At 70.3% G+C, this 24,850-nt stretch carries 21 protein-coding genes and 2 pseudogenes; 11 read left to right on the forward strand and 12 right to left on the reverse strand.

Features of this window, described 5'->3' with window-relative positions; all coding sequences use genetic code 11:
• Positions 1–84: 84 nt before the first annotated feature.
• Together PPSIR1_RS05820 and PPSIR1_RS05825 are read left to right on the forward strand one after the other, a co-directional pair.
• Positions 85–978, forward strand: coding sequence for a hypothetical protein (locus PPSIR1_RS05820; RefSeq protein ID WP_006970068.1), 894 nt, complete (start codon positions 85–87; stop codon positions 976–978).
• A gap of 243 nt (positions 979–1,221) precedes the next feature.
• On the forward strand, positions 1,222–2,586 hold the full coding sequence (locus PPSIR1_RS05825; RefSeq protein ID WP_006970069.1) for a lamin tail domain-containing protein: 1,365 nt from the start codon (positions 1,222–1,224) through the stop codon (positions 2,584–2,586).
• Between the two features lie 104 nt (positions 2,587–2,690).
• Here the strand turns inward: PPSIR1_RS05825 and PPSIR1_RS47425 are convergent, their stop codons facing one another.
• Positions 2,691–2,858 carry a hypothetical protein gene (locus tag PPSIR1_RS47425; RefSeq protein WP_006970070.1) on the reverse strand — a complete coding sequence of 56 codons (168 nt, stop codon included), beginning with the start codon at positions 2,856–2,858 and terminating at the stop codon, positions 2,691–2,693.
• Between the two features lie 162 nt (positions 2,859–3,020).
• Here PPSIR1_RS47425 and PPSIR1_RS05830 point away from each other — a divergent pair, with 162 nt between their 5' ends.
• The 4 genes from PPSIR1_RS05830 to PPSIR1_RS05845 all read left to right on the forward strand — a co-directional run bounded on the left by PPSIR1_RS05830 (position 3,021) and on the right by PPSIR1_RS05845 (position 6,938).
• On the forward strand, positions 3,021–3,926 hold the full coding sequence (locus PPSIR1_RS05830; RefSeq protein ID WP_045115459.1) for a ParA family protein: 906 nt from the start codon (positions 3,021–3,023) through the stop codon (positions 3,924–3,926).
• A complete protein-coding gene (locus tag PPSIR1_RS05835; protein ID WP_006970072.1) occupies positions 3,923–4,855 on the forward strand; it encodes a ParB/RepB/Spo0J family partition protein in 933 nt (310 codons plus the stop codon). Before PPSIR1_RS05830 ends, PPSIR1_RS05835 begins: the two co-directional genes overlap by 4 nt.
• Entirely contained in the window at positions 4,833–5,645 is an 813-nt protein-coding gene (locus PPSIR1_RS41905) for a TIGR02266 family protein (protein WP_086001043.1), read from the forward strand. Before PPSIR1_RS05835 ends, PPSIR1_RS41905 begins: the two co-directional genes overlap by 23 nt.
• A gap of 138 nt (positions 5,646–5,783) precedes the next feature.
• Complete coding sequence (locus tag PPSIR1_RS05845) at positions 5,784–6,938, forward strand: hypothetical protein (protein ID WP_006970074.1); 1,155 nt, start codon at positions 5,784–5,786, stop codon at positions 6,936–6,938.
• A gap of 6 nt (positions 6,939–6,944) precedes the next feature.
• Here PPSIR1_RS05845 and folD read toward each other — a convergent pair whose 3' ends face one another.
• Positions 6,945–7,817 (reverse strand): bifunctional methylenetetrahydrofolate dehydrogenase/methenyltetrahydrofolate cyclohydrolase FolD, encoded by an 873-nt coding sequence (gene folD / locus PPSIR1_RS05850; RefSeq protein WP_006970075.1) that lies wholly within the window; start codon positions 7,815–7,817, stop codon positions 6,945–6,947.
• A gap of 1 nt (position 7,818) precedes the next feature.
• Between folD and PPSIR1_RS50010 the strand changes: the two genes are divergently transcribed.
• Positions 7,819–8,064, forward strand: coding sequence for a hypothetical protein (locus PPSIR1_RS50010; protein ID WP_053335321.1), 246 nt, complete (start codon positions 7,819–7,821; stop codon positions 8,062–8,064).
• A gap of 26 nt (positions 8,065–8,090) precedes the next feature.
• Here the strand turns inward: PPSIR1_RS50010 and PPSIR1_RS51165 are convergent.
• A pseudogene (locus PPSIR1_RS51165) lies at positions 8,091–8,231 on the reverse strand (FmdB family zinc ribbon protein); the annotation flags it as partial.
• 203 nt (positions 8,232–8,434) lie between these two features.
• Between PPSIR1_RS51165 and PPSIR1_RS05860 the strand changes: the two are divergent.
• The 4 genes and pseudogenes from PPSIR1_RS05860 (at position 8,435) to PPSIR1_RS45710 (ending at position 14,443) form a co-directional block, all read left to right on the forward strand.
• Positions 8,435–12,019 carry a tetratricopeptide repeat protein gene (locus PPSIR1_RS05860; protein ID WP_006970077.1) on the forward strand — a complete coding sequence of 1,195 codons (3,585 nt, stop codon included), beginning with the start codon at positions 8,435–8,437 and terminating at the stop codon, positions 12,017–12,019.
• A 166-nt stretch (positions 12,020–12,185) separates the two neighbouring features.
• The gene (locus PPSIR1_RS05865) at positions 12,186–13,175 is read left to right on the forward strand and encodes an FHA domain-containing protein (protein ID WP_086001044.1); all 990 of its coding nucleotides are present in this window, start codon (positions 12,186–12,188) and stop codon (positions 13,173–13,175) included.
• A pseudogene (locus PPSIR1_RS51170) lies at positions 13,172–13,240 on the forward strand (zinc-ribbon domain-containing protein); the annotation flags it as partial. The gene PPSIR1_RS05865 and the pseudogene PPSIR1_RS51170, both read left to right, overlap by 4 nt.
• A gap of 75 nt (positions 13,241–13,315) precedes the next feature.
• Entirely contained in the window at positions 13,316–14,443 is a 1,128-nt protein-coding gene (locus PPSIR1_RS45710) for an FHA domain-containing protein (RefSeq protein ID WP_232296438.1), read from the forward strand.
• A 72-nt stretch (positions 14,444–14,515) separates the two neighbouring features.
• Here PPSIR1_RS45710 and PPSIR1_RS41915 read toward each other — a convergent pair whose 3' ends face one another.
• From PPSIR1_RS41915 to yihA, 9 genes are all read right to left on the reverse strand, one after another.
• Positions 14,516–15,670, reverse strand: a complete 1,155-nt coding sequence (locus PPSIR1_RS41915) for a sigma-70 family RNA polymerase sigma factor (RefSeq protein ID WP_157595236.1) — start codon at positions 15,668–15,670, stop codon at positions 14,516–14,518.
• A 916-nt stretch (positions 15,671–16,586) separates the two neighbouring features.
• On the reverse strand, positions 16,587–18,509 hold the full coding sequence (locus tag PPSIR1_RS41920; RefSeq protein WP_006970081.1) for an SAM-dependent methyltransferase: 1,923 nt from the start codon (positions 18,507–18,509) through the stop codon (positions 16,587–16,589).
• A gap of 203 nt (positions 18,510–18,712) precedes the next feature.
• Positions 18,713–19,612, reverse strand: coding sequence for an archaetidylserine decarboxylase (gene asd / locus PPSIR1_RS05885; RefSeq protein ID WP_157595237.1), 900 nt, complete (start codon positions 19,610–19,612; stop codon positions 18,713–18,715).
• 142 nt (positions 19,613–19,754) lie between these two features.
• Positions 19,755–21,176: a type I glutamate--ammonia ligase gene (gene glnA / locus PPSIR1_RS05890; protein ID WP_006970083.1), complete on the reverse strand. Its 1,422-nt coding sequence runs from the start codon at positions 21,174–21,176 to the stop codon at positions 19,755–19,757.
• Positions 21,177–21,258: 82 nt separating this feature from the next.
• A complete protein-coding gene (locus PPSIR1_RS05895) occupies positions 21,259–21,597 on the reverse strand; it encodes a P-II family nitrogen regulator (RefSeq protein ID WP_045115478.1) in 339 nt (112 codons plus the stop codon).
• 17 nt (positions 21,598–21,614) lie between these two features.
• Positions 21,615–22,619, reverse strand: a complete 1,005-nt coding sequence (locus PPSIR1_RS05900) for a dihydroorotate dehydrogenase (protein ID WP_006970086.1) — start codon at positions 22,617–22,619, stop codon at positions 21,615–21,617.
• Entirely contained in the window at positions 22,616–23,398 is a 783-nt protein-coding gene (locus PPSIR1_RS05905) for a dihydroorotate dehydrogenase electron transfer subunit (protein ID WP_198154467.1), read from the reverse strand. The genes PPSIR1_RS05900 and PPSIR1_RS05905 overlap by 4 nt, the downstream gene beginning before the upstream one ends.
• 130 nt (positions 23,399–23,528) lie before the next feature.
• Positions 23,529–24,026 (reverse strand): GNAT family N-acetyltransferase, encoded by a 498-nt coding sequence (locus tag PPSIR1_RS05910; RefSeq protein WP_006970088.1) that lies wholly within the window; start codon positions 24,024–24,026, stop codon positions 23,529–23,531.
• Complete coding sequence (gene yihA / locus PPSIR1_RS05915) at positions 24,023–24,817, reverse strand: ribosome biogenesis GTP-binding protein YihA/YsxC (RefSeq protein ID WP_006970089.1); 795 nt, start codon at positions 24,815–24,817, stop codon at positions 24,023–24,025. The genes PPSIR1_RS05910 and yihA overlap by 4 nt, the downstream gene beginning before the upstream one ends.
• Positions 24,818–24,850: the final 33 nt, after the last annotated feature.

The raw sequence follows: 24,850 nt of genomic DNA on the forward strand, positions 1-24,850 counted from the left end.
ACTCAGCGCCTTGAGATTCCAACAAAACAAACACAAAATCGGCCCATGGCTCTTTCTGCTCCGTGGTCCCGAGCACTCTTTTGCGTGCTCCCGTTCTTGGCCGGGTGTCCGCTCTCCCCAGGCGAGACTGACACCACGGGCAACGCCGAGGCGGACGAGGGCGGCGACGAGCTCGACCTCGACGATGACGGCTTCCCGGACGACGATGACGACGGGCACCACCCGGACGACGACGACGGTCGAGCTGAAGAGATGGGCTTCGTCCCCGAGGACGACCTCCTCGGCTGCGCGGGCTACTGCGACATCTGGGCGCAGGATTGTCCCGACGGCGAGAAGTGTGTGGCCTACGCCAGCTGCGACGGCGACGAGATCGACGCGAGGAAGTGCGTGCCCGTCATGGGCGACCGCGCCCCCGGAGAGAGCTGCCGGTACGACGGCGCCGCCGAGGCGACCGACAACTGCGACGCGTCGAGCTCTTGCTGGAACGCCAAGGAGGTCGACGGCTTGCTCATCGGCACCTGCGCGGCCTTTTGCGCCGGCACGCCCGACGACCCGCTGTGCGACGGCACGTCCGCGCTCACCTCGTGCGGATCGGCCTGCTACACCGGGGTCGACGGCGTCCAGGCCCTGTGCCTCGAGCTGTGCGACCCCGCCAGCCCGAGCTGCGCCGAGGGCGAGGCCTGCCGGTGGACCGGGACGGGCTTCCACTGCCTGAACCTGCCGGACGCCGAGGCCGCGCTGCACACCGCCGGGGAGTCCTGCGTGAGCTCCCAGGACTGCAAGGCCGGGCTCGAGTGTGCCAACGCCGAGTACCTCGCGGACTGCGAGCACTTCTCGTGCTGCACGGCGATGTGTGACCTCGAGCTGGGCGACCAGGGCTGCGAGGCGCAGCCGGGGACGAGCTGCCAGCCCTGGTTCCAGGCGGACCTCGAGGACCCGGCGACCTGCGGCCAGGGCTTTTGCGGCCTGGCGCCCTAGCAGTCGCCCACCCCGGCCACGCCGGGACCCATGATCCAGGAAAGCGTCGTCCACGGACTCAGCTGGCGTTGAACCCGTGGGCGGCTGCCTTTCTCGGTAGCAGTCGCCCACCCCGGCCACGCCGGGACCCATGATCCAGGAAAGCGTCGTCCACGGACTCAGCTGGCGTTGAACCCGTGGGCGGCTGCCTTTCTCCGTAGGCCCGGGAGCGAAAGCCACTCCCGCGCGGGCCGACGAGGGGTCGTGACTCCCCGTCTTCCCAGCCTCGCCCTCGCCTGTCTCTCCCTCGCCGCCTGCCTCGAGCCGCCCGAGCTCGAACCATGGTCGCCCCCGGACTCGGCGACTAGCGGCGTCGACACCTGGGCCGCGCCCGAGGACGCCGGGCTCGAAGATGGCGGGGGCCACGCGAGCTCCGCGGAAGGCGCGGCCGACACGACGAGCACGAGCGAAACGAGCGGGGGTAGCGCGGGAGACTTGGGTAACCCACCCTCCCCGGCCGACCCGGCGCTCGCGCACCTGCGCATCACCGAGGTCCTCGCCGACCCCGAGGGCAAGGATGGAGGCGTGAACTCCGCGGAGTTCGTCGAGCTCATCAACCCGACCAACGCGCCGATCCCGCTCGGCGGAATCCTCGTCGACGCCGCGAGTTGGCCCGAGCTCGACGGCGTGGACCTCTCACTTGCGGAGCTCAGCCTCGAGCCGGGCGCCCTCTTGGTCATCCAGCGCTGGGCCAAGGAGCTCGAGCCGGACCCTACGGGTGTACAGGTGTCACCTGGCGTCGTGACGGTGAACTTCCGGAGCTCGAGCGGACTGCGCAACGCCGACGGGAGCGTCAGCGTGGGCTCGTCGGCGCAGGTGGCCGACCTCCTCGCCTATGGAGAATCCGTCGACATCAACTCAGTCGATTGGTTGGGCTCGGCGGTAGCCATACCTGGATCCGGCCGGTCGCTATGTCGACCCATCGACCATATCGAATCTCTCGATGGAAGCGGCGACACCAACACCGCCGAGGACTGGGCCGAGTGCGACCCGAGCCCCGGGGCCCTGCCTGAGGCGGACCCCGAGCCGGGCGACCGAGGCGAAGGCAGCGTCGCTCCGATCCTCCCGGGAGACCTCGTCATCGTCGAGGTGCTCGCCGATGCACCGGGCCCAAGTGACCAAGAAAAGCTGATTGAATTCGTTGAGATAGTCAACAACTCCGATGTAGAACTCGACCTTCAGTTCGTGCGAATTGGGGACGCGCCGAGCTTCGACTCGCCCGGCCTCGATCCCCTGCTCCACGTCGCGGGATCCGGTGGCTGTGAGCCCGCGACCTGCCTCGCGCCAGACCACCGCGCCATCCTCACCGGGGACACCTACACGGGTCCGGTCGGTTCGGCGCTGCACCTGAGCACCGACGACAGCACCCTCGCTGATGGTGGATTGACGATCTCTGAAGCGGTCACCCTCTGGACCGAGGACGGCGTCTTGGTGTCTAGCTACCGCCTCTGGCCCGATCCATCCATCGACCCAAAGCCCATGCTCGAGCAGCCGATGCACCGCGCCTCGGTCGACGCCGAGGACCTGCCCGAGAGCTGGATCGAAGCCCCCCCGAGCCCCGGCTCGTGAGCCCAAACAAAAAAGTGGGCAGGCACCCAGCGTGGTGCCTGCCCGTGCAGCGTGCGTCGACCGACTTGGACCCGCGGTCGGCGCGAGCGAGGAAGTCTTGGCGCTCAGTCCCAGGGACTGCGGCGCGCCTTCGGAGCACAGTAGAGCTGATCGTCCACAGCCTGCAGTTCCTCGAGGAGCTCGATCTCATCTTTCCCGAGCTCGCGGTCTCCGAAGTCGAAAGACTCGCGCTGGAACTCTTCAAAGCTGCTGAAACGTCGGCGGAAATACATGGCTCGTTGGTCCTGAATGAAAGTCGGTGGGGGTTGAAGGGGTGTCGCTCCCGGCGACGAGTTGACAGTAGGGTCTTGTCCTACATGTAGGCAAGAAACCCACTCAAAAAAATCTGGGCCCCACTCCGATCCCTGGTTCCTGGGTGGTAAGGATTGGCGCCCGTGCCCGAGGCCAAGAAACGATCCAACTCCGCGTCGCCCCAGGGGCCCCGCGTGCTGGCGATCAGCAATCAAAAAGGTGGCGAGGGCAAGACGACCACGGCGGTCAACCTGGCCGCGAGCCTGGCCGCCGCCGAGCGCCGGGTCCTGCTCATCGACCTCGACCCCCAGGGCAACGCGAGCTCCTCCGTGGGCTATCCGCGCGGAGCCGCGACCCGCGGGACCTACGACCTGCTCCTGGGTCAGGCCTCTCTAGAGGAGGTGGTCCACTCCACCGAGCTCGGGCGCCTCGACGTCGTGCCCGCGTCCCCGGACCTGGCCGGAGCGGAGATCGAGCTGGTCGGCGTGGAGGGCCGCGAGTCCGTGCTCGCCCGGGCCCTCTCGGCCGCCCTGGCCCCCAAACCCAAGGGCAAGGCCAAGGCCAGCGCCGGCGCGCCGTGGGAGTTCGTGATCCTCGACTGCCCCCCTTCCCTGGGCATCCTGACCCTCAACGCCCTCGTCGCGGCGACCGCGGTGCTCATCCCCATGCAGGCCCGCTACTTCTCCCTCGAGGGCCTCGGCGCCCTGGTCGGGACCGTCGAGCGGGTGCGCGGGGCCTTCAACCCCAACCTGGTCATCGAGGGCATCGTGTTTTGCCTCTACGACCGGCGCACCAACCTCGCCCAGCAGGTCGTGGCCGAGGTCAAGGGCCACTTCGGCGACAAGGTGTTCGAGACGGTCATCCCGCAGAACATCCGCCTGAGCGAGAGCCCCAGCTTTGGCAAGCCGGCGCTCCTCTATGACATCGAGAGCAAGGGCGCCCAGGCCTACCTGAGCCTGGCCCGCGAGCTCCTCCAGCGCATCGAAGCCGCCGAAAAGGCCGACAAGCCCAAAGCCAAGACCAAGGCCAAGGCGGAGGCCAAGGCGTGAGCCGACCCAAGCGACCGGCGCTGGGCCGGGGTCTCAGCTCGCTGATCCCCGAGACGCCCAAGGCCCCCGCGAGCGCACCGGCTGGCTCTGCCCCCGCCGGCAAGCCCCGCGAGCTGCCCATCGAGGCCGTCGAGCCCAACGCCGAGCAGCCGCGCAAGCGCTTCGACGAGGACGCCCTCGCCGAGCTCGCCGAGAGCATCGGGACCCACGGCATCATCCAGCCCATCGTCGTCGTGCCCCTGCCCCGGGTCGGCGGCGCGGCGGCCCGCTACCAGATCCTCGCCGGAGAGCGGCGCTGGCGGGCGGCCCAGCTGGCCGGCCTCAAGACTGTTCCGGTGTTCATCCGCGAGACGCCCGAGGACGAGCGCCTCGAGCTCGCGCTGATCGAGAACCTCCAGCGCGCGGACCTCGACCCCATCGAAGAGGCCAAGGCCTACGCCGCCTTGCTCGAGCAGCACGGCTACACCCAGGCCGAGCTCGCGTCCCGCGTCGGCAAGCAGCGCAGCACCATCGCCAACGGCCTGCGCCTGCTCAAGCTCCCCGCCAAGGTCCAGGAGCTGCTCATCGACGGCCAGCTGGGCATGGGCCACGCCCGGGCCCTGCTCGGCCTCGAGCGCGAGTCCGACATGCGCGAGCTCGCGGCCGAGCTGATCCGCCGGCGCTGGAGCGTGCGCCAGATCGAGGCCGAGGTCCGCAAGCGCACCACGGCGCGCAAGGCCGCCGACGAGGCCGAGCCCGAGCCCGACGACGACCGCAAGCGCCACACGATCATCGTGCGCAACCTCGAAGAGCGCATCCGCAGGCACCTGGGTGTCCAGGCCAAGCTGCGTACGGGCCGATCGCCCAAGGGGCCGGGGACCATCGAGCTGCCTTACAAGGATCTCGACGAGCTCCAGCGCCTCCTCAATGCCCTGCTGGGCGAAGGGTAATTTCGGCGCGCGACGACGGCGCGCCCACTTTTTGTTGGATGGCGAGCCTGGCTTGCTACCCTCGCCAGCGGTGACGGCAACTGGCGGACCTCCGGCGCATCCAGCTCGTGCCCCTCGCGCGGGCATCGTGCTGGCCGTGGAGTACCGCAACGCCGGCCAGTTCTTGGTCTCCTACTGCACCAACCTGTCGCGCGGCGGGCTGTTCGTCAGCACCCCCGACCCCGAGCCCGTGGGCTCCGAGCTGACCTTGACCCTCCAGGTCCCGGGCCGCGGCGCGCCCGTGTCGCTGCGCGCTCGGGTCCGGTGGACGCGGCTGCGCGACAACGAAGAGGGCTCCGCCGGCATGGGGCTGAGCTTCGCCGACATCGACGCGGTCCTCGGCGCGCACATCGATCACCTGGTCCAGCGCGCCTCGCCCCTGCGCATCGATCTGATCGGGCGCAGCGACCACGCCTCGGCCCACCTCCACGCGCTGATCCGCTCGCTCGTCAACTGCGAGACCCGTCAGCTCGCCCTGACCGCGGGGGCCGACAACGCCGTCGGCTCGCCGGACCTGGTGATCATCGACGTGGATGGGAACCCGCCCGTGGCCCTCGAGCTCCTCGCCCGCCTCGACGCCCGGCCCAGCCCCCCTCCCCGCCTCGCGCTGTGCCGAGCCACCGATCCCGACCTCCGCGCCCGGGCCCGCCGCCACGCCCGGGTCGTGCCCACGCCCGCGGACAAGCGGGAGCTGCAGCTCGAGGTGCTGGAGATCCTCGGCCAGGTTCACGGGGTCAAGCGCCCTGGCTAGGCTCCCATGAAGTCGGCCGCTCGCTTCGCCTGTCTCGCAGCGCTCGCGCTCTCGCCGGCGTGCGAGCGGCAAGATCCGCGCGCCGACGAGGAGTCCTGTCCTGCGCTCGACGAAGCTCGCCCCCCTCCACCTCGAGCCGTGACGCCCCAAGCTCCCAAAGCCGAACAGACACCCCACGGGCGCGCTGCCTACGACGCGACCCTGGCCTGGAACGGCACGGACTACGCCCTCGTCTGGGCCGACGCGCGCGACAGCGACAGCGACAGCGCCAAGAGCGAGCTCTACTTTCGCCGCCTGAGCGCCGACGGCGAGCTCCTCGGCCCTCCCCAGCGGCTGACGACGAGCCCTGCCCGGCGCGCCAACACCCGGCCCGCCCTGGTCTTCGACGGCCGCGGCTACGGCCTGGCCTGGCGCTCCCACGTCAACCACCAGGCGCAGACCGTCCACTTCGGGCGCCTCTCGCCGGAGGGCGCCTTCGTCGATGCGCCCCACGCGATGACGGGTGCGCGCTGGTACGGACAGGGCGAGCCCGCCCTCGCCTGGTCCCCGGGCGAGGGCTACGGCGTGTTCTGGTTCGAGTCGGTGGCCGTCAACGACTTCACCACCGAGACCTCGCTGCGCTACGCCGCCTTCGAAGGCTCGGGCGCGCTGCACCTCGGCCCGGTCGCGCTCACCGACAAGACCGAGCTCGTCGGCGGAAACGCCGTGACCGCGGTCCACAGCCAGGGCCGCTTTCGCGTGGTCTGGTCGCCGAGTTGGTACGCCTCCCACTACGCCGACGTCGGCTTCGACGCCGACATGGGCCCGACGCGAACCCTCTACGACGACCCCGGCCAGAGCTCGCGGCGCCTGTACTCGAACGTCCTCGTGCCCACGTCCCCCGCCGAATTGGGCCTCGGCTGGCTCGCCAAGCGGCACAGCGGCCTGTGGTTTGGGGGCCTGTCCCTCGACGGCGAGATCACCCTCGAGCCCAAGCGCGTCGTCGCGGGCAGCAGCAACGCCAAGCGCCCGCCCAAGCTGGCCTGGGACGGCGTCGGCTTCTCGCTCGCGTGGACGAACTCCCCCCACGATCGCGCGCTGCACTTCGCGCAGCTCTCGACCGACGGGGCTCCGCGGGGTCCAGCGGTGGAGCTGGCCGACAGGGTCCAGCGCGCCGACGCCATCGCGGCGGCCGAAGACCACATCGCGGTCGCGTGGACGCGCTCGCTGGGGGTCGACCGGAGCGAGGTGTGGGTCACCCGGCTGAGCCGCGAAGGTCGCGTGCTCGGCCCGGACCTTCGCGTCGCGCCCTGATTGGGCTCAGACGCGCTCGGCCGCCTCGACCACGTTGGCGAGCAGGCAGGCGATGGTCATCGGGCCGACGCCGCCGGGCACCGGGGTGATCGCGGCGGCTTGCTCGGCCGCCGAGGCGTAGTGCACGTCGCCGACGAGCCTGCCCTTGGCCCCGGGCTGTTCGGGCTCGAGGCGGTTGATGCCCACGTCGATGACCACGGCGCCGGGCTTGATCCACGCGCCTGGGACCATCTCGGGCCGACCCACGGCGGCGACCACGATGTCGGCCTGGCGGACCTCGGCCTCGAGGTCACGGGTCCGCGAGTGGGCGACGGTCACCGTCGCGTTGGCCTGGACCAGCAGCTGAGCCACGGGCTTGCCGACGATGGTCGAGCGCCCGATGACCAGCGCTCGCTTGCCCTCGGGGGACACCCCCGACTCGGCCAGCAGACGCATGCAGCCCTGGGGCGTGCAGGCCACGAAGCGCGGGCGGCCGAGCATCAGCAGGCCGAGGTTGTCGGGGTGGAAGCCGTCGACGTCCTTGGCCGGATCGACGGCCGCGAGCACGCGCTGCTCGTCGATGCCCTCGGGCAGCGGCAGCTGAACGAGGATCCCGTGGACCGCCGGGTCGGCGTTGAGCTCGGCGATGACCCCGAGCAGGGTCTCCGTGCTCGTATCCGCCGACATTCGGTGATCTTTTGTGGCGATGCCGGCCTTGGCGGCCTTGCGCTCCTTCGAGCGCACGTAGACCTTCGACGCTGGATCCTCGCCCACGAGCACGACCGCGAGGCAGGGCGTCACGCCCCGCTCGACGCAGGCCAAAACCCGCTCTTTGAGCTCACCGATCAGGTGCTTGCTCAGCGCCTTGCCGTCCAGGATCTTCGCCGTCGAGTCGCTCACGATGGCGCGCACCCTACCACCCGGGAGTGGGGGTGACTACAGCGCTCAGGAGGCGGAGCTCGAGCTGCTCGAGCCGCTCGAGGAGGTGGACGACGACGACGAATCCGAAGACGACGAAGACGACGAGTCCGAAGAGCTGCTCGAGCTGCTCGAACTCGACGAGTCCGAAGAGCTGCTCGAGCTCGAGTTGCCCGACGACCCCGAGTCGCCAGACCCCGAGTCGCCAGACCCCGAGCTGCTCGAGTAGAGGTCCTTGTACCAGCCCCCGCCCTTGAGGTGGAACGCCGCCGCGGTCATCAGCTTGGACAGCTTCCCGCCGCAGGTCGAACACTGCTCGATGGGGTCCTCGCTGATCTTTTGGATGTGCTCTTCCTCGGCACCACACTCGGTACAGCGGTAGCGGTAGATGGGCATGGGTCACCGACTGTAGGGCTTGGCGCGGCGGGGTCAAGAGCGAGCGTTCGGACAGGTCGAGTTTGGTGGGCTTCGCGCGTTGCGCGGCTCGTGAGCGAGGCTGGAGACACGCGGGAACCAATTCGGAGGCTGGCCCGTCCCCACTGGCACGGGTGGGTCCGCGCGCCCGCCCTCCCCCGCCGCCAGCTGCTAGGATTTGAATCGTGCCGAACGCCCGCCGCTCCCGCGCCCCAGGACTCCTCGTCGGCACCACCTTCGTCCTGGCCTGCGCGGCCCTCGGGGTCACGGCGCAGGCCGCACCTCCCGGGGACGACTGGACCCTCGAGACGCGCAAGGACGACGCCAAGCTCATCGAGCAGCGCTTCTCCAAGCTCAAGGCCAACCCCTTCGACCGCAAGCAGTGGCGGGCGCTCGAGAAATCGCTGACCCGCAAGGGGCTGCTCCGCAAGATCAACACCGCCGCCGAGCGGGCCCCCAGCAACGTCGCCCTGCAGATCCTCGCGGCCCAGGGTGAGCTCGCCAAGGGCGATCCGGCCGCGGCCGCCGAGCGCCTGGCCAAGCTCGAGGGCAAGTCCAAGCGCTGGGACCAGCAGATCTTCGACCTGCGCATCGACGCCCTCGAGCGGGCCAAGTCGTGGACCGAGGCCATCGACACCCTCGAGGCCGCCGCCAAGGCCAAGTCCAAGCCCAAGGACGCGACGCCCCTGCTCGAGCGGGCCTACAAACTCGCCGACAGGGCCTCCATGCACGAGCGCGCCCTGCTCATCGCCGAGGACCTCGCCGCCGCCCAGCCCAAGGACGTCGACGCCATCTTGAGGGTCGCGCGGGCGGCTCGGGGGGCGGGCGAGGCCCAGCGCGCGGACGAGGCCTACGCCGACGCGGCGAACCGGGCCAAGGGCGACCGCAAGCACGGCATCCGCGCAGAGCGAGCGCGCGCCCGCCTCGACGCCGACCAATACAAAGCCGCGGCCGAGCTGCTGTGGGACCTGCTCGACGATAGCAACCGGGGGCGCAGCGACCAGCGCGAGGGCTGGTGGCAGGACCTCGAGACCTGCTACCGCAAGCAAGCCCGCTCGGAGGTCCTCGTCGAAGAGCTCGAGGCCTGGCTCGGCAAGGGCAAGCACGGCCGCGAGGTCGCGGCCTGGCAGGCCCTCGCTCGGGCCCAAAAAGCCGCCGGCCTCAACCCCATCCCCGCCCTGCGCAAGGCCATCGAGCTCGCGCCCCGGGACCCCATCGCCCGCGCCGCGCTCATCGAGGCCCTCGAGGAGGAGGGCCAGTCCGAGGCCGCCCTCGAGCAATACCGCGAGCTGCGGGGCAACAGCGCCGAGGAGGTCCGCCTGGGCCTCGAGATGGCCGAGCGCCTGCTGATCAACGGCGAGCGCGACACCGGCCTCGAGATCGCCCAGGAGATCCGCGACAACGGCAAGCGCAACGGCGACACCCTGCTGCTGCTGATCGAGTTCTACAACAACGTCGACGAGCGCGACCTGGCCCTCGACACCGCCCGCGCGCTGGTCAAGATCCGGGGGCGCAGCGCGGAGGCCCGGGTCGCCCTCGGCGAGCAGCTGTGGGAGATGGGCCAGCGCAAGGAGGCCCTCGAGCAGTGGGAGAAGCTGCCCTCCCTCGTCCGCCCCGCGCACAAGGGCTGGTTCCGCCACGCCGAGATCCTGGCCGACCACGCGACCATGGATCGAGGCCTGCGCGACCTGGCCCTCGCCTCGCTCGAAAAGGCCCTGCGCAAGCAAGGCAGCAACCCGACCTACCTGCGCCTCCAGGCCATGCTCGAGGAGGAGCGGCACCGGCCGGACCTGGCCCTCGACATCTGGGAGAAGGTCCGCACGGTCGCTACGGGGCCGAGCCAGGAGCTGCTCCGCGCCGAGGCGCGCACGCGCATCGTCGAGCTCCTCGTCGGCCCCCTGCCCGACAAGAACGCCCGGCGGACCAAGGCCCTGAGCGCGGCCCAGGAGGCCCTCCGCGCCGGACCCTCGCCGGAGGCCCTCGAGGCCGGGCTGTTCCTGGCCGAGCTCTACTCCCGGGAGGAGAACTACGCGAGCGCCGTCGCCATGTACACGACGCTGCGGGACATGTTCCCCGACGACCCCGACCGGCTCATGGAGCTGGCCGTCGCCCAGCGCCGCGCCGGCCAGCCCCTGGAGGCCGTCGCCACCCTCGAGCGCCTCTTGCCCCTGTCCCCCGCCCGCGAGGTCGACGTGCTCGTGATGCTGACCGAGCTCAGCCACGAGCTCGACGAGCCCGAGAAGGCGCGCGAGGCCGCGGTCCGGGCCCTGGGCGAGGGCAGCAGCGGCATCCGAGCCCTGCTGCGCCTGGGCGAGCTCAGCGAGCGCCGCGGCGACATCGAGCAGGCGATGTGGTGCTACCAGACCGTGCTCGACGCCCACCCCGAGCACGCGCGCACGCGCATGCGCCTGGCCGAGCTGCAGCTGACCACCGGCGACATCGACGGCGCCGCCGCGAGCTTCCGCGAGCTGCTCGAGGCCGGCGGCCCCTCCGACCTGATGCGCGAGGCCGGGGCCCGGGCCCTCGATCTGGCCGAGGTCACCGACACCACCGCCAAGGTGCTCGAGATCGCGATTCGCCGGACCAAGCGAGAGCCCAACGCCGACGAGCCCCGGGACTTCTTGCTCTCGACCCTCGGCCGCGTGGACGGGGAGGAGATCGAGGCCTGGCTCCGCGCGGACGGCAGCGCGCGCGACGACAAGCGCGTCGCCGCCCTGCGTCGGCCCCTGGTCGCGGCGCTGTCCCGCGGATCGATCAACAACCGGATGAGCGCCGCCGAGCACCTCGGCGAGCTCGCCCTGCCTGAGACCGCCGTCCACCTCGCGCGCACCGGGGCCAACCTCGCGCCGCCGCGCGACGCCACCCATGCCGTGCGCCAGCGCTTCATCGCCGCGCGCGTCGCCGCCATCGAGGCCGCCGGGGCCCTCGACGACCCCGCCTCCATCCCGGTCATGGCCGAGATCATCGGCGAGCGGTCCACGGATACGCGCGTGCGCTCGGCCGCGTTTTGGGCCCTGGCCCGGAGCAGCTCCACGGAGGCCGCGGCCCCCCTGCGCGAGCGGCTGCGCAAGCGCGACGACGAGGTCGCCCTGACCCTCACCTGCCTCGGCCTCGCCCGGCTGTCCCGCGGCGACGAGCGCGTCGACGACCTGGTCGCCCTCGATCGCCTCTCGCGGGAGAGCAGCCTGCCCGTGCGCCGCGCGTGCACCTTCGCCGCCGCGACCTTGACCCCCGACTTTCGCGTGGTCCGGCTGCACCCCCAGCTGCGCGACCCCGACCCCTTCATCGCCGCGATCGCGGCCTGGCGGATCGGCCAGGTCGACCCCAAGCGCCTGCGCGACGACAGCGTCGAGGCCCTGTTCGAGCTCTATTTTGGGCCTGGCGGCCTGCCCCGGGACGCGGCCATCTCGAGCCTGAGTCGGCTGCTCGGCGACGAGGAGCGCCGCGCGGGCGGAGGCGTCGACGCCCCGCCAGTCCCGCGCCAGCGCGGCTGGGACACCATCGTCGAGCGCTGGCTCGTCGACCACCTCGCCCCGCCCCTCGAGCCCCTGAGCGTCGCCGAGCTCGAGCCGCACCGCGCCGCCATCACCCAAGCCTGGCGCGCGAGCATGTCGGGAACGCGGGCCGAACTCCGCGCTGCTCAGCGTTCTGTGGGCGCTTGCGCCCTGGAAGGCAGCACGAGTCCGGACCAAACACCAGCCCAAACTTCCCCGGAGCGGCTGTGCCTCGCTCCCCTGCTCCCGAGCTCCGAGAGCCTCGCGCTCCCCTGAGCGCGGGCTCGGAATCCCTGGTCCCCTTCGGACTCCGCGTCTTCGTTGGTTGACAAGTCACCGGCTGCGGCGCAAGGATTCCCGGGACATGGATTTAGGCCTCGCGTGCCCGGTCTGCGGCCAACTGAACAACATCCGCTCCACGAGTTGCAGTCGCTGTGGCACGGTGCTCGCTCCTGCGGCGCAGGCCCCCGCCGGTGCGGGCTACGTCGCGCCGCCTCCCGCCGCGGCGCCGCCCATGGCTCCAGCGCCGGCGGCCGTGCCTCCTCCAGCCGTGCCGCCTCAGGTCGCGCCCCACCAGGCCCCGCCGCCCCACGCCGCGGCACCGCCACCGCCCTCCCCCATCCAAAACCAGCCGCCGCCCATGGAGCAGCAAGGCTACGGGCAGCAGCTGCGCTTTGATCCCAACACCGGCCAGCCCATCGCCCCTCCCCAGGGACAGGCGCAAGACCCCAACAAGCCCGCGGCCAAGACCATGTTCTTCGGCGCGCTGCAGCAAGAGGCCGTGACGCCGCGCCTGGTCGTCATCAAGGGCGAAGGCGGCGACGGGGTCACCTACCACCTCAGCGGCACGACCCACGTCGTCGGGCGCACCCACGGCGACATCGCGTTCGCCGAGGACGTGTTCCTGAGCCCCGAGCACGCCCGCTTCTCGGTCCAAAACGGGCGCCTGTTCGTCCAGGACCTCAGCAACAACAACGGCGTCTTCGTCCGCATCAAGCGGCCCATGCCCCTCGACCATGGCGACCTCTTCCTGCTCGGCGAACAGCTGCTCGAGATCGACTCGGCGCCCCTGCCCGAGTACGCGCCGAACCAGGACGGCACCTACTTCTACGGCAGCCCCCGCCCCGACGGGGCCTTCCGCGTCATTCAGCAACTCGCCGGCGGCGGCCAGGGCCTCGTCCACTCGGCCAACGGCAACACTCTGTCCATGGGTCGCGAGGGCAACGACCTCGACTTCCCCGATGATCGCTTCATCTCCGGGCACCACGCCAAGCTCGACCTGACCGACAACGCGATGGTCCTGCTCACGGACACAGGTTCCCGGAACGGCACGTTCATCCCGCATCAAGGGCGCTCAAGAGCTGTTCCACGGCGACTACCTGTTCGTCGGTCAGCAACTCTTCCGCGTCGAGATCTCGTGAGGCTCCCGTGATCGTCTGCCCCAGCTGCGGCAAGGAAAACCAAGACCACTACAAGTTCTGTCTCGGCTGTGGAGCGAAGCTCCCTGCCCCGGGACAGGCTGCTCCACCGCCCGCGCCCCCGCCGGCCGTCAACGCGCCGCCACCTCCCCAGGTGCCGCCGCCTTCCTACGGCGCGCCGGCGGTCGCCCCCGCTGCGGCTCCGCCTCCCCCGGCCGCGCCCCCGAGCCCCTACGGCCAGCAGCCTCCTCAGGCGCCGGCGGCCCCCGGCCCCTACGGCCAGCCCCAGCACGGGACCTACGGCCAACCTCCGGGGAGCCAGCCCGCGGCCTACCAGCCTGCCCCCGCTCCCGCGGCCCCCGCCCCCGCTCCCGCTCCCGCGGCAGCCCCCGGTCAGGTGACGTGCAGCAAGTGCGGGACGCCCAACCCGCCGCAGTTCAAGTTCTGTGGCGCCTGCGGCAACTCCCTCGCCCCCCCGGCGGCTGCGCCCGCACCCGCTCCCGCTCCGGCCCAGCCGCCCCCCCCCGGCTACTCCCCAGCGCACAGCTACACGCCGCCGGCTCAGCCTGCGGCTCAGCAACCTGGCGGTCCGGCCAAGACGATGTTCGTCGACCCGAACAACCCGCCGCCGAAGGTCGCCCCGGCGGCCGCCGTGCCCACGGTGCGGCTCGTGCTCCTGCGCGAGGACGGCAGCGAAGGCGGCGTGCTCGTCATCGAGGGCGGGCCCGAACGCATCGGCCGAGCCCACGGGCCGCCCTTCGACAGCGACGCCTACCTCGACCCCCAGCACGCCGACCTGAGCGCGACGCCCGAGGGCCTGATCATCGATGACCTGCAGTCGCTCAACGGCGTCTACCTGAAGATCATCGGCCGGGTCGAGCTGCGCGACCAGGACTACTTCCGCGTCGGCCAGGAGCTGCTGTTCTACGAGGACCTGCCCGAGCCCGCGACCACGGCCGACGGGACCGAGCGCATGGGCAGCCCGAACCCCGGCTACTGGGGCCGGGTGAGCGTGATGCTCAGCATCGATCGAGCCTGCTCGGCGTTCCCGGTCAAGGACAGCGGCGTGACCATCGGCCGCGAAGATGGGGACATCACCTTCCCCACCGACGGCTACGTGTCCGGCTCGCACTGCCGCATCGTCGGCGACGACGAGGGCGTGTTCCTCGAGGACCTCGGCAGCTCCAACGGCACCTACATGCGCGTGCGCAAGGGCCAGCTCGTCCACCCGGGCTCGCTGATCCTCATCGGCCAGCAGCTGTTCCGCATCGACGCCGGCTGAAGCCGAGCACCAAAAAAGAGCACTCGGCCCGAAGGTCGAGTGCTCTTTTTTGGGTCCGCGGTCGCCCGCGGATTACATCAGCTCGAGCCGCTTGAGCTCCCGGCGGATCTTGCCGAGGGCCTGCTCCTGGAGCTGACGGATGCGCTCGCGGGACAGCGAGTACTGTCCGCCGATCTCCTTGAGGGTCAGCTCCTCATCGTCGATGAGGCCAAAGCGCTTGCGGATGATGTCCGCCTCGATGGGCCGCAGCTTGGACACGAGGCGCTTGACCTGCTCGTTGAGGGCGTCGGCCTCGAGCCCCTCGCCGGGGTCCTCGGCGTTCTCGTCCTCGAGGAAGTCCCCCATCTTGCGACCGTCCGCGTCCGACACGGGCTTGTCGAGGGAGATGGGGTTGTCGACGAGCATGGTGCCCATGCGCTCGATCTTCGCCAGCGCGATGCCGGTGTGCTGGGCCAGCTCCTCGCGGGTGGGCTCGCGGCCGAGCTTGGCCTCGAGCTCGCGCCGCGCCTTGTTGACCTTGTGGTAGGCGTCGATCATGTGCACCGGCAGGCGGACCTGACGGCCCTTGTCTGCGATGGCGCGGCTGATCGCGTGCCGGATCCACCAGCTCCCGTAGGTCGAGAAGCGGAAGCCCTTGCGGTAGTCGAAGCGGTCGACCGCCTTCATCAGGCCGATGTTGCCCTCCTGGATGAGGTCCTGGAGGGGCATGCGGCCGTGGTTGAAGCGGCGGGCGATGGACACGACCAGGCGCAGGTTCGCCTTGACGAACTTGTTCTTGGCCGAGCGCAGCTTCCGAGAGCTGCGCCGCACGTTGGCGACGTACTCCGCGTAGGGCTTGCTGCCCTCTCGGGGCGGACGAACATCGAGGTCCAGGCCATGACGCTGGCCGCGGAGGATCGCCGCGACCTCGTCCGCGAGGGCGTCGGCGATGATGTTGTCCGTGTCCGCCTCGAGCAGACGCTCGACGAGGGCCTCGACCGAGGCCTCGTAGACCTCACGATGCGCCCGGGTCTCGCGGTCGCGCAGCTGCTTGGCGCCCTTGCGGAACGCGCGGAGGTCCTTGGTGGGGGACTCCTTCTCGGGCAGCTTGTCCTTGATGTAGGCCGCGACCCCTTCGGAGAAGGGCGGGTACATCAGCAGCGAGGTCCAGTAGGCGTGGCGGAGCTTGAAGATGTGCGTAGCAGCCTCGAGCTCCTCCTCCGCGCTCATGACCTCGAGCTCGGACATCTCGCGGAAGTAGACGTTGAGGAAGTTCGCCGAATCGGAGTCGCCCTTTCCAGAGCGGCCCGAACCCTTCGGCCACGTCTTGCCACGCGAGCTGCGAGCGAGCTGCGGGGGGGCTCCACGGGTGACCTTGCGACGTGCCATTGTTCTTCCTCATTCCTGGCGCAACATGCGCCGATCCGGATCGTGGGACGGGGTGCCGTCCGTTCCTGGTGGATGCGAGCCTGAGCTCGGAGTGGGTAGAGCCCTCCGGGTATCCAACCGAGGTGTCCCCGATCTATGCCCTGGGCTTGTGACGCCTTCCCGGTGGGTGGTGTTGCGTATCGTCGACGCGTGAGCGGCGGGAAGACTTCGGACTTCTCGACAACGGCGAAGGAGGTGCTTCAATGACAGCGAAGTTCCTGGCGAGTCGAAGGTGTCCATGAATGTGGTCTGAGGTGAGCCTGTGTCGGCCGCTTGGATGGACCTCGGGACCTGTCTAGCTGGCGCGAGGCTCTGCGATTGTCGTGCCATTAATGAGAGTCGCCAGAGGCGATGCTTCGATCACGATAGCCGAAGATTCCTCAAACGTGACAGCCTGGTGGATGCCCTACTCGCCACCACGGGTAAACCCCTGCGTAGGTTGGGTCGTGGGGTTGGGCGGCCGGCCCGTGGCTCGCATTTGGGCCTCTGAGGCGCCAGCGCAGCCTGCGTGGGTGCTTGGAGTGACTTTGGCACGGACGAGATCCCCTGGCCCGACCATGGACGGGGGCGCGCTCATTCGTCGTCATGGCTTGGTATGATGGCCGTTGACAGCGGGTGTCCATGACAAGAATGTCGCTCTCGGGGATATCCCGGCCACAACACAAGCCACCCTTTTGAACGTCGTTTGGGGCGCTGTCCCCCCAACTATCGTTCCAGAGCTGGGGCGAAGGCACCCCTACTTGCGCTCCGCGACCATCCAGATCTCGGGCGATGCGCTGCCGTAGAAGCGATTCCGCGTGTCGCGGCTTCCAGCGACCTCGAGCACGCGCATCCCCATGTGAGACAGGGCCTTACCGAGATCCTGCACGGTGTAGGCGCGCATGAACATGTAGTGCTCGTACTGTCGACCGTCGTCGAAGATGATCGTCCGGTGAACGCGCAGTCGGCTGGCAAAGAAGTTCATCTCTGCCTCGTCGAGGACCATGCAGCGCTTGCCCTGCCACCAGCTCCGGGCCGGGAGGTGGGGCGCGACGAAGTCGCGGTTGAAGACGTGTAGCAGCAGGCGCCCGCCCGGCGCGAGGCGGCCGATCATCTCCTCGAGCACCTGGCGGTTCTGCTCTTCCTCGAAGTAGCCGAAGGTCGAGCCGATGCACATCACGCCGTCGTACTGACGGTCGCGCGGGAGCTGGCGCATGTCGCCGTGGATGAAGTCCACCGCGTCGTCGCCGATCTCGGCGAGCTCCTTGCTCTGCCCCGCCGAGAGCAGCAGCGCCAGGGAGTTGTCGATCCCGGCGACCTGGTAGCCGAGCTTGGCGAGCTCGATGGCGTGGCGTCCATCGCCGCAGCCGACGTCGAGGATGGTCGAGCCCGGCTCCTTGCCCAGCAGCGCCGCCACGAACTCGGAGTCGCGGCGCGCCGTCTCGCCCCAGCTCGGCGGGTAGAGGTAGAGGTAGTGCTCGGCGAAGACGTCGTCGTACCAGGCCTTGCGCCGGCGCGGTCGCGCGGCCTCGGGCGCGGCCGGAGGCGCGGGCGGCTTGGACTCCGCCGGTGGCGGCGAGGGAGGCTTGGACTCCGTCGGCGCGGCGGGGGGCGTCGCAGGCGGGGCGCTCGGGGGACCGGCGACCTCCTCGACTTCCTGAACCTCGTCGACCTCGTCGACCTCTTCGACCTCTTGGAGGTCGTCGAGGTCCTCGACCTGGACCTCGTCGAGGTCCTCGACCTCCTCGACCTCTTCCGCGGCTTCTTGGGCAGCCTCCGCCGCTGGTGCGGTCAGCGAGGGCAAGACCAGGCCCGCGCCCTCGCTCGCCTCGCTCGTGGCAGGCGGAGCGCTCGGCGTCACCTCTTCGGCCGGCCGCGCGAGCTGGGGGATCACCACCGAGCCCGCGTCGGCGCTCGCGGCCGAGGCGTCTGCGCTCGGGTCCTCGGGCGCCGGCTCGACCACGGTGTCGGCGTCGGGATCGACAGGCGCCCCCTCGACCGCGGTGTCCTCGAGGAGCTCGAGCTCGCCCGAGTCGACGTTGACGATGCTCTCGGGAATGACGGCTCCGTCGTCGTCCTCGTCGTCGTAGACCGCCGCAGACACGTTGCTGCCGGCGACGAGTCCGGGGATGAACACGCCAGCGTCGGCGTCTTTGGTCTCCGCCTGCTCCTGGGCGACGCGCGCCTCGTAGGCCGCGCGCTCTTCGGGGGTGGGCTCGGGCGCTCGACCGATGACCGTCTCCCCCGTGCGCACGGGGATGTCGTCGTAGACGACCGCGTCGACCTCGACCTCTTCGACGACTTCCGCCTCGCCCTCCTCGACCGGATCCGCCTCCCCTTCCGCGCTCGCAGGGGCGCTCAAGCTGGGGATCACGAAGGACGGCTCGTCGGCGGCCGCGGCCTCGGGCGCTGGCGCAGCGGGCTCGGCCGGCGCGGGGACAACAGCGGCGGGGGCCTCCCCCGACGTCGCCAGGGTCGGAATGGTGAAGCCAGCCTCGGCCTCCGCTGCGGGCGCAGGGCTGTCGCCCTGGCCTTCCCCGTCGAGCTCGTCAAAGCGACCGCTCTCGTAAGACGGCGGATCGAGGTTCGGGTCGTCGTCAAACGCAGCGCTCGTCGGCGGAGGCGGCACGCTGCCCATCTCCGTGGGCTCGGGCTCCGCTTCGGGCTCGGGCGCCGCCACGGCAGGCGCCGCTGGGACGGGCTCCGCTGGGACGGGCTCCGCTGCAACAGGCTCAGGCTCAGGCTCAGGCTTTTTCCTGCGCGGCGGCCCCGACAAGCCCGCGCCGAGCTCCCCGACCACGCGCGCATCAAAGCCATCGATGGGCCCACGCCGCGGCGAGCTCGGAGGCACGCGCAACCACTCGACGTCCTCGACATCCCAGCTCACGATCCGGCCTCCTCAGTAGCTAGCGCTGGCGCCCGCAGTAGGGGCTGGCCAAAACGCAGCGGCGTCCCCGGACGCACGCCCTCGGCGAGCTCGACGCCCGGCTCGGTCAGCATCACCACGGTGCTCCCGAGGTGGAACACGCCGAGCTCGCGGCCCTTGTCGATGAAGGGCGCGGGCTGCAGGTGGACCTCGGTCTCGGCGACGGGGTGGGCCTCGACCTCGCGGTACGAGCAGCTCATGTGCCCGACCCCAAAGGCGGCGACCATGACCACCGCGACCTGCCCCGCGTCGGTGTCGAGCAAGTGCACGACCCGCTCGTTGACCGCGAACAAGCGCGGCTCGCTGGCCACGGAGGCGTCGTTGACGGGCAACAGGCGACCGGGGATCAGCGTCAGGCGCCGCGCCACGCCGGAGATCGGGCTGTGCACGCGGTGGTAGTCCCGGGGGTGCAGGTAGATGACGGTCTGTAGCCCGCCGACGAAGCGCTTGGCGAGCTCGGCGTCCGCGAGCAGCTCGCCGATGGCGTAGGCGTGCCCCTTGGCGACCACCACGCCCTGATCCTCGACGGTCTCGACCTCGCGCAGGCGTCCGTCGCAAGGTGAGACGAGCACCTCGGGCCGCTTGTCGACCACGCGGGCCCCATCACGAAGAGTACGGGTGAAGAAGGCATCGAAGCTGGCGTAGCCCCGGTTGAGGGAGTCCGGCTCGACCTCCTCGAGGTTGACCCCGAAGGCTCGCGCATAGGTTTGGACCGCCGCCTTCGAGACCCCCTTGGGCAGGGGCAGGCGCGCGACGGCACCCATGGCTTGGGTCACCGCCATGGCGGACCACTGGGGCGAGCGTTCGATGAGCTTGACCGCTAGGCGGTCCCGCAGCGAGAGGTCCGACGCGCGCATGAGCAGCAAAATGCTATCGGGCCCCAGCCCCGCGGGCAAGCAGAGGCCCCGTTTTGAGCGCCGCGTGGCAGCGCTCGAAACGGGGCCCGTTCGTTCAGTCCTTCACCGTGCAAGGTTCAGCACGGTGCCCGACCGGCTCAGGTCAGGTGTCGAAGTAGAGCGCGAACTCGTGGGGGTGCGGGCGGCCGCGGACCTCGGTGACCTCGTTGTCCCGCTTCCAGTCCACCCACGCCTCGAGCAGGTCGCGGGAGAAGACGTTGCCCTGCAGGAGGAACTCGTGGTCCTCCTCGAGGGCCTCGAGGGCTCCGTCGAGGCTCGCGGGCACCGAGGGCACCCCCGCCAGCTCCTCCGGCGACAAGCTGTAGATATCCTTGTCGAGGGGCTCGCCGGGATCGAGGCGCTTTTGCACGCCGTCGAGGCCGGCCATGAGCAGGGCCGAGAAGGCCAGGTAGGGGTTGCAGGCCGGGTCCGGGGTCCGGAACTCGATGCGGATCGCCTTGGGCGAGCTCGAGTAGGTCGGGATGCGGATCGCCGCCGAGCGGTTCCGCGAGCTGTAGGCCAGGTTGACCGGGGCCTCGAAGCCCGGGACCAAGCGCTTGTAGCTGTTGGTGCTCGCGTTGGTGAACGCGCACAGCGCGGGGGCGTGGCGGAGCACGCCGGCGATGAAGTGCAGGGCCATCTGCGACAGGCCCGCGTACTGCTCACCGGCGAACAGCGGCTGGCCGTCCTTCCACAGCGACATGTGCGTGTGCATGCCGTTGCCGTTGTCCCCGTACAGGGGCTTGGGCATGAAGGTGACCGTCTTGCCGGCCTGGCGCGCGACGTTCTTGATCACGTACTTGAACCAGGCCAGCTTGTCGGCCTGGGACAGCAGCGAGTCGTAGCGGATGTCGATCTCGGCCTGTCCGCCGGTCGCGACCTCCATGTGCTGGCGCTCGACGACGATGCCGAGATCCTCGAGCGCGAGGACCATGTCGGTGCGCAGGTCCTGGAGGCTGTCCGTGGGCGGCACGGGGACGTAGCCGCCCTTGGCGCGGACCTTGTACCCGAGGTTGGGGAATTCCTCGCGGTCCGTGTTCCAGTGGCCCAGGTCCGAGTCGACGGCGTAGAAGCTGGTCTGCTTGTCGCTGCGGTAGCGGACGTCGTCGAAGATGAAGAACTCGGCCTCGGGGCCGACGTAGAAGGTGTCGGCGATGCCGGTCGAGCGCAGGTAGTCCTCGGCGCGGGCGGCCAGCGACCGGGGGCAGCGCTCGTAGTCGGCGCGCGTGATGGTCTCGACGGCGTTGCCGAGCAGGACCAGGGTCGGGACCTGCATGAAGGGGTCGACCTTGGCCGTGGTCGCGTCGGGCATGACCAGCATGTCGGAGGCGTTGATGGTCTTCCAACCGCGCACCGACGAGCCGTCAAAGCCGAAGCCCTCGGCGAAGGCTTCCTCGCTCAGCTCGTGGGCAGGCACGGTGAAGTGCTGCCACGCGCCGAGCATGTCGATGAAGCGCAGGTCGACCATGCGGATCTCCTGCTCGCGGATGAGGTCGATGACTTCCTGGGGAGTGGTTTGGCTCATGGTTTTGATCCGGGAGTGTTGGGGGCGCTCGGAATCTGGGTGGCGCAGAAGCGGAGGGTTCAGATGAACAAAAAACGTGGGCTCAGAGCGCAGACTCGCCGCGCTCGTCGGTGCGGATGCGGACGGCCTCGAGGACCGGCGTGACGAAGATTTTTCCGTCGCCGATGCGGTCCGAGGCCGCGACCTCGCGGATCGCCGCGATGACCTCTTCGGAGCGGGCCGCGGGCACGACGACCTCGATCTTGATCTTGGGCACGAAGTCGATGACGTAGGCCGAGCCCCGGTAAAACTCCGTCTTGCCGCCGGTGCGCCCAAAGCCCTTGACCTCGGTGACCGTCATGCCGCCGACCTCGAGCTCGGTCAGGCGCTCCTTGACGTCGTCGAGCTTGAAGGGGCGGATCATCGCCTCCACCTTCACCAGCTCGAAGGCGTCGATGTCTACGCCCACGGGCTCACCTCGGCGTGGGCCGGCTCGGCCTCGTAGCCGCCCAAGGTCGCGACCGCGTCCTGGACGCGCTCGATGCCCAGCTCGGCCATGAGCTCGCGCAGCTCCCGGGTCACGCGCAGCGCGGCCCCAGGCTCGGAGAAGTTGATGGTGCCCAGCTGCACGCAGTGGGCCCCGGCGATGAAGTACTCGAGCACGTCCTCGCCGGTCAGGATTCCCCCCATGCCGCAGATCGGGAAGCCCGGCAGGGCCTTGGCGACCTGGTGGACCATGCGCAGGGCGACGGGCTTGATCGCCGGGCCCGAGAGGCCGCCGTAGGTGGTCGCGATGCGCGAGCGCCTCGAGCGGACGTCGATGGCCATGGCGGTGATCGTGTTGATCAGCGAGACCCCGATGGCGCCGGCTTCCTTGACCGCCTGGGCCATGGCCACGATGTCCGAGACGTTGGGCGTCAGCTTGACGACGATCGGCACCTCCGAGGCCTCGACGCAGGCCTTGGTCAGGCGATGCGCGACCTCGGGGACGGTCCCGAACTCGATCCCGCCCTTTTTGATGTTCGGGCAGGAGATGTTCATCTCGAGCACGTCGATGCGCCCCTCGCCGCCCTCGCTGAGGGTCTTGGCGCAGTCGACGTAGGTCTCGAAGTCCGTGCCGAAGAAATTGACCCACACGCTGACGTCGAGGTCGGCGAGGAAGGGCAATTTTTCGGTCAGGAAGGCCTCGCAGCCCACGTTCTCGAGGCCGATGGAGTTGATCATCCCCGAGGCGGTCTCGTAGATGCGCGGCAGCGGGTTGCCGTGGCGCGGCAGCGGCGAGATGCCCTTGGTCGAGAGCCCGCCGATCTGGCGCAGGTCCATGAATTCGGCGAACTGCTGGCCGTAGGCGAAGCAGCCCGAGGCGGTCAGGATCGGCGAGCGCAGCTTCAGCGGGCCGAAGTCGCAGGCGAGCTCGACGGACTCGAGGGGCACGGGCGTGGCCGTGGGGGTCGGGGCGCTCACCAGCGCACCTCCTTGGCGTCGAACACCGGGCCGTCGGTGCAGCAGTACTTGTAGGGCTTGGGTCCGTAGACCGGGACCGCGCAGCCCAGGCACACCCCGAAGCCGCAGGCCATCATCTCTTCGAGGCACAGGGAGGTCGGCACGCCGCGGGCCAGGCCCAGCTCGCGCACCGCCGCGAGCATCGGCGTGGGCCCGCAGGCGAGGATCTCGACGGCCTCACCGGCCTCGGCGGCGGCGTCCAGGCGGGCGGTCAGCGGCACGGTGACCCGGCCCTCGACGCCGCGGCTGCCGTCGTCGGTGGCCAGCACGGTCTGCACGCCCCACTCGTCGAGGGCCTCGGTGAGCACGAGCTCCGCGGCACTGCGCCCGCCGTAGAACATCTCGACCGCGTCGGCCTTGCCGCGTCCGACCAGGCGCCGCGCGTGGAAGTGCAGCGGCGGCAGCCCGACGCCGCCGGCGACGAGCAGCTGCTTGCGCCCGCTCCCCGCCCCACCATCGGGCTGGGCGTCTGGCTGCGGAAAGCCCCGACCCAGAGGACCGGTGACGGTCATCCGCTCGCCGGGCTGCATCTCGCGCATCTTGCCCGTCCCGCGCCCGAAGACCTTGAGCATCACCGTGAACCGGCGCGCGTCGATGGCCTCGAGCACGGAGAAGGCGCGTCCGTTGAGCAGATCGCGCCCCCACTCCCCGCGGAGCATGACGAACTGCCCGGGCTGTGCCCCGCCGACAGCGTTGTCCTGCTCCGAGGCGAGCTCGAGCACGAAATAGCCCCCGGTCAACGCGCGATTTGCGACAACTTCGACCTGAAACTGGGCCATGGCCACGGCGCGTTTCATATGCGAAACCCGGGCGGCCGTCTAGCTCCTGCGAACGATCTTTCGCGGCGCTGAACCTGCTTCAGAACGTTGATTACTGGTTAATTTTCATGGTCTGGGCGATCCCGGCGCGGTCCATGAGGAGGGCGTCGACGACCCCTGCGCGAACGCCGGGGATGGCCGGATAGTACCCAGGACGGCGCCCGACCGTATCAAAGCCGAGCTTGGCGTAGAGCGCGACCGCAGGCGCGTTGTCGGCGGCGACTTCGAGGCCGATTCGCTCGCAGCCGAGCGCTCCCGCGCGTGCGATGACTTCCAAGAGGAGATCTCGGCCCAGGCCTTGGCCGCGCGCCTCGGGGACGACCCCGATCCGGCGCAGCTCGCAGCGACCATCGAGGGCGGGCGTGCATGGAGCGCAGGCGAAGCCGAGGTCCCGGCCGTCTAGCGAGGCGATCAGCACGAGCCCCTCCCCCACCCGCGGATGCAGCTCCGCCTCCCAGGCCGCGCCGGTCCACGGTCGGGGAAAGCAGCGCGCGTCGAGGCGCGCGAGGATCTCGAGGTCGGCCGCGCTCGCGCCTCGCGGCCGCGTCACTCGGGATCCGACTTGCGATCTGGCTCCAGGGCCGGCGCCTTGGGCAGCTCCGACTCCGGGGCCAGGGGCGTGGCCGTCGGCGGCACGACCTCGATGGGCTCCGTCGCTCGCCGGGCGAGGCGGGCGAGCTCGTCACCGAGGGTCCCGCGACGATCGGCGACGGTCAGCCCCTGCCCGCTCGACGCCGAGGTCAGCAGCACGTCCCGGGGATCGATGCCCATGGCCTCGGCGAAACGCTTGGGCAACAAGCCGCGCTCGGCCGCCCCGAGCTTGTCGCACTTGGTCGCGCACAGCAGGCTCGGCAAGCTGATCTCGCGGCAAAACTCGAGCAGCTCGAAGTCGCTGTCCTTGGGCCCGTGGCGCGCGTCGATGAGCACCAAGAGCCCGCCCAGGGCGTCGCGCTGGCGCAGGTAGCTCTCGATCATCGGCCCGAAGGAGTCCCGGACCTCGCGGCGGGCCTTGGCGAAGCCGTAGCCCGGGAGGTCGACCCAGCGCAGGGACACCTGGGCCTCTCGGGGCCCGGCGAGCTGCATGTGAAAGAAGTTGAGCAAGCGGGTGCGACCGGGCGTGCGGCTGACCCGAGCGAGACCGCGCTGCTCGGTGAAGGCGTTGAGCAAGCTCGACTTGCCCACGTTCGAGCGCCCGGCCACGGCGATCTCGGGCAGGTCTGCCGGCGGGCAGTCGGCGAGCTTGGGCGCGCTGAGTTCGAAGCGTGCCGTGTGCACGTACCAGCGCGGGCGCTTGCCCTTGCCCGTCTTGGCCTTGCCCGCCTTGGACTTCGACTTGGCCATGGCCGCGGACCCTACCACTGTGCCACGGGGCGC

Source organism: Plesiocystis pacifica SIR-1 (assembly GCF_000170895.1).
Taxonomy (GTDB): Bacteria; Myxococcota_A; Polyangia; order Nannocystales; family Nannocystaceae; genus Plesiocystis; species Plesiocystis pacifica.

Coding starts and splice junctions, on each gene's coding strand:
- PPSIR1_RS50010 (WP_053335321.1), top strand. CDS start 7,819: ATGGCGCGCACCCTACCACCCGGGAGTGGGGGTGACTACAGCGCTCAG.
- PPSIR1_RS47425 (WP_006970070.1), bottom strand. CDS start 2,858: ATGTATTTCCGCCGACGTTTCAGCAGCTTTGAAGAGTTCCAGCGCGAG.
- yihA (WP_006970089.1), bottom strand. CDS start 24,817: ATGGCCAAGTCGAAGTCCAAGGCGGGCAAGGCCAAGACGGGCAAGGGC.
- glnA (WP_006970083.1), bottom strand. CDS start 21,176: ATGAGCCAAACCACTCCCCAGGAAGTCATCGACCTCATCCGCGAGCAG.
- PPSIR1_RS41915 (WP_157595236.1), bottom strand. CDS start 15,670: ATGTCCGAGCTCGAGGTCATGAGCGCGGAGGAGGAGCTCGAGGCTGCT.
- PPSIR1_RS41905 (WP_086001043.1), top strand. CDS start 4,833: ATGCCCTGCTGGGCGAAGGGTAATTTCGGCGCGCGACGACGGCGCGCC.
- asd (WP_157595237.1), bottom strand. CDS start 19,612: ATGCGCGCGTCGGACCTCTCGCTGCGGGACCGCCTAGCGGTCAAGCTC.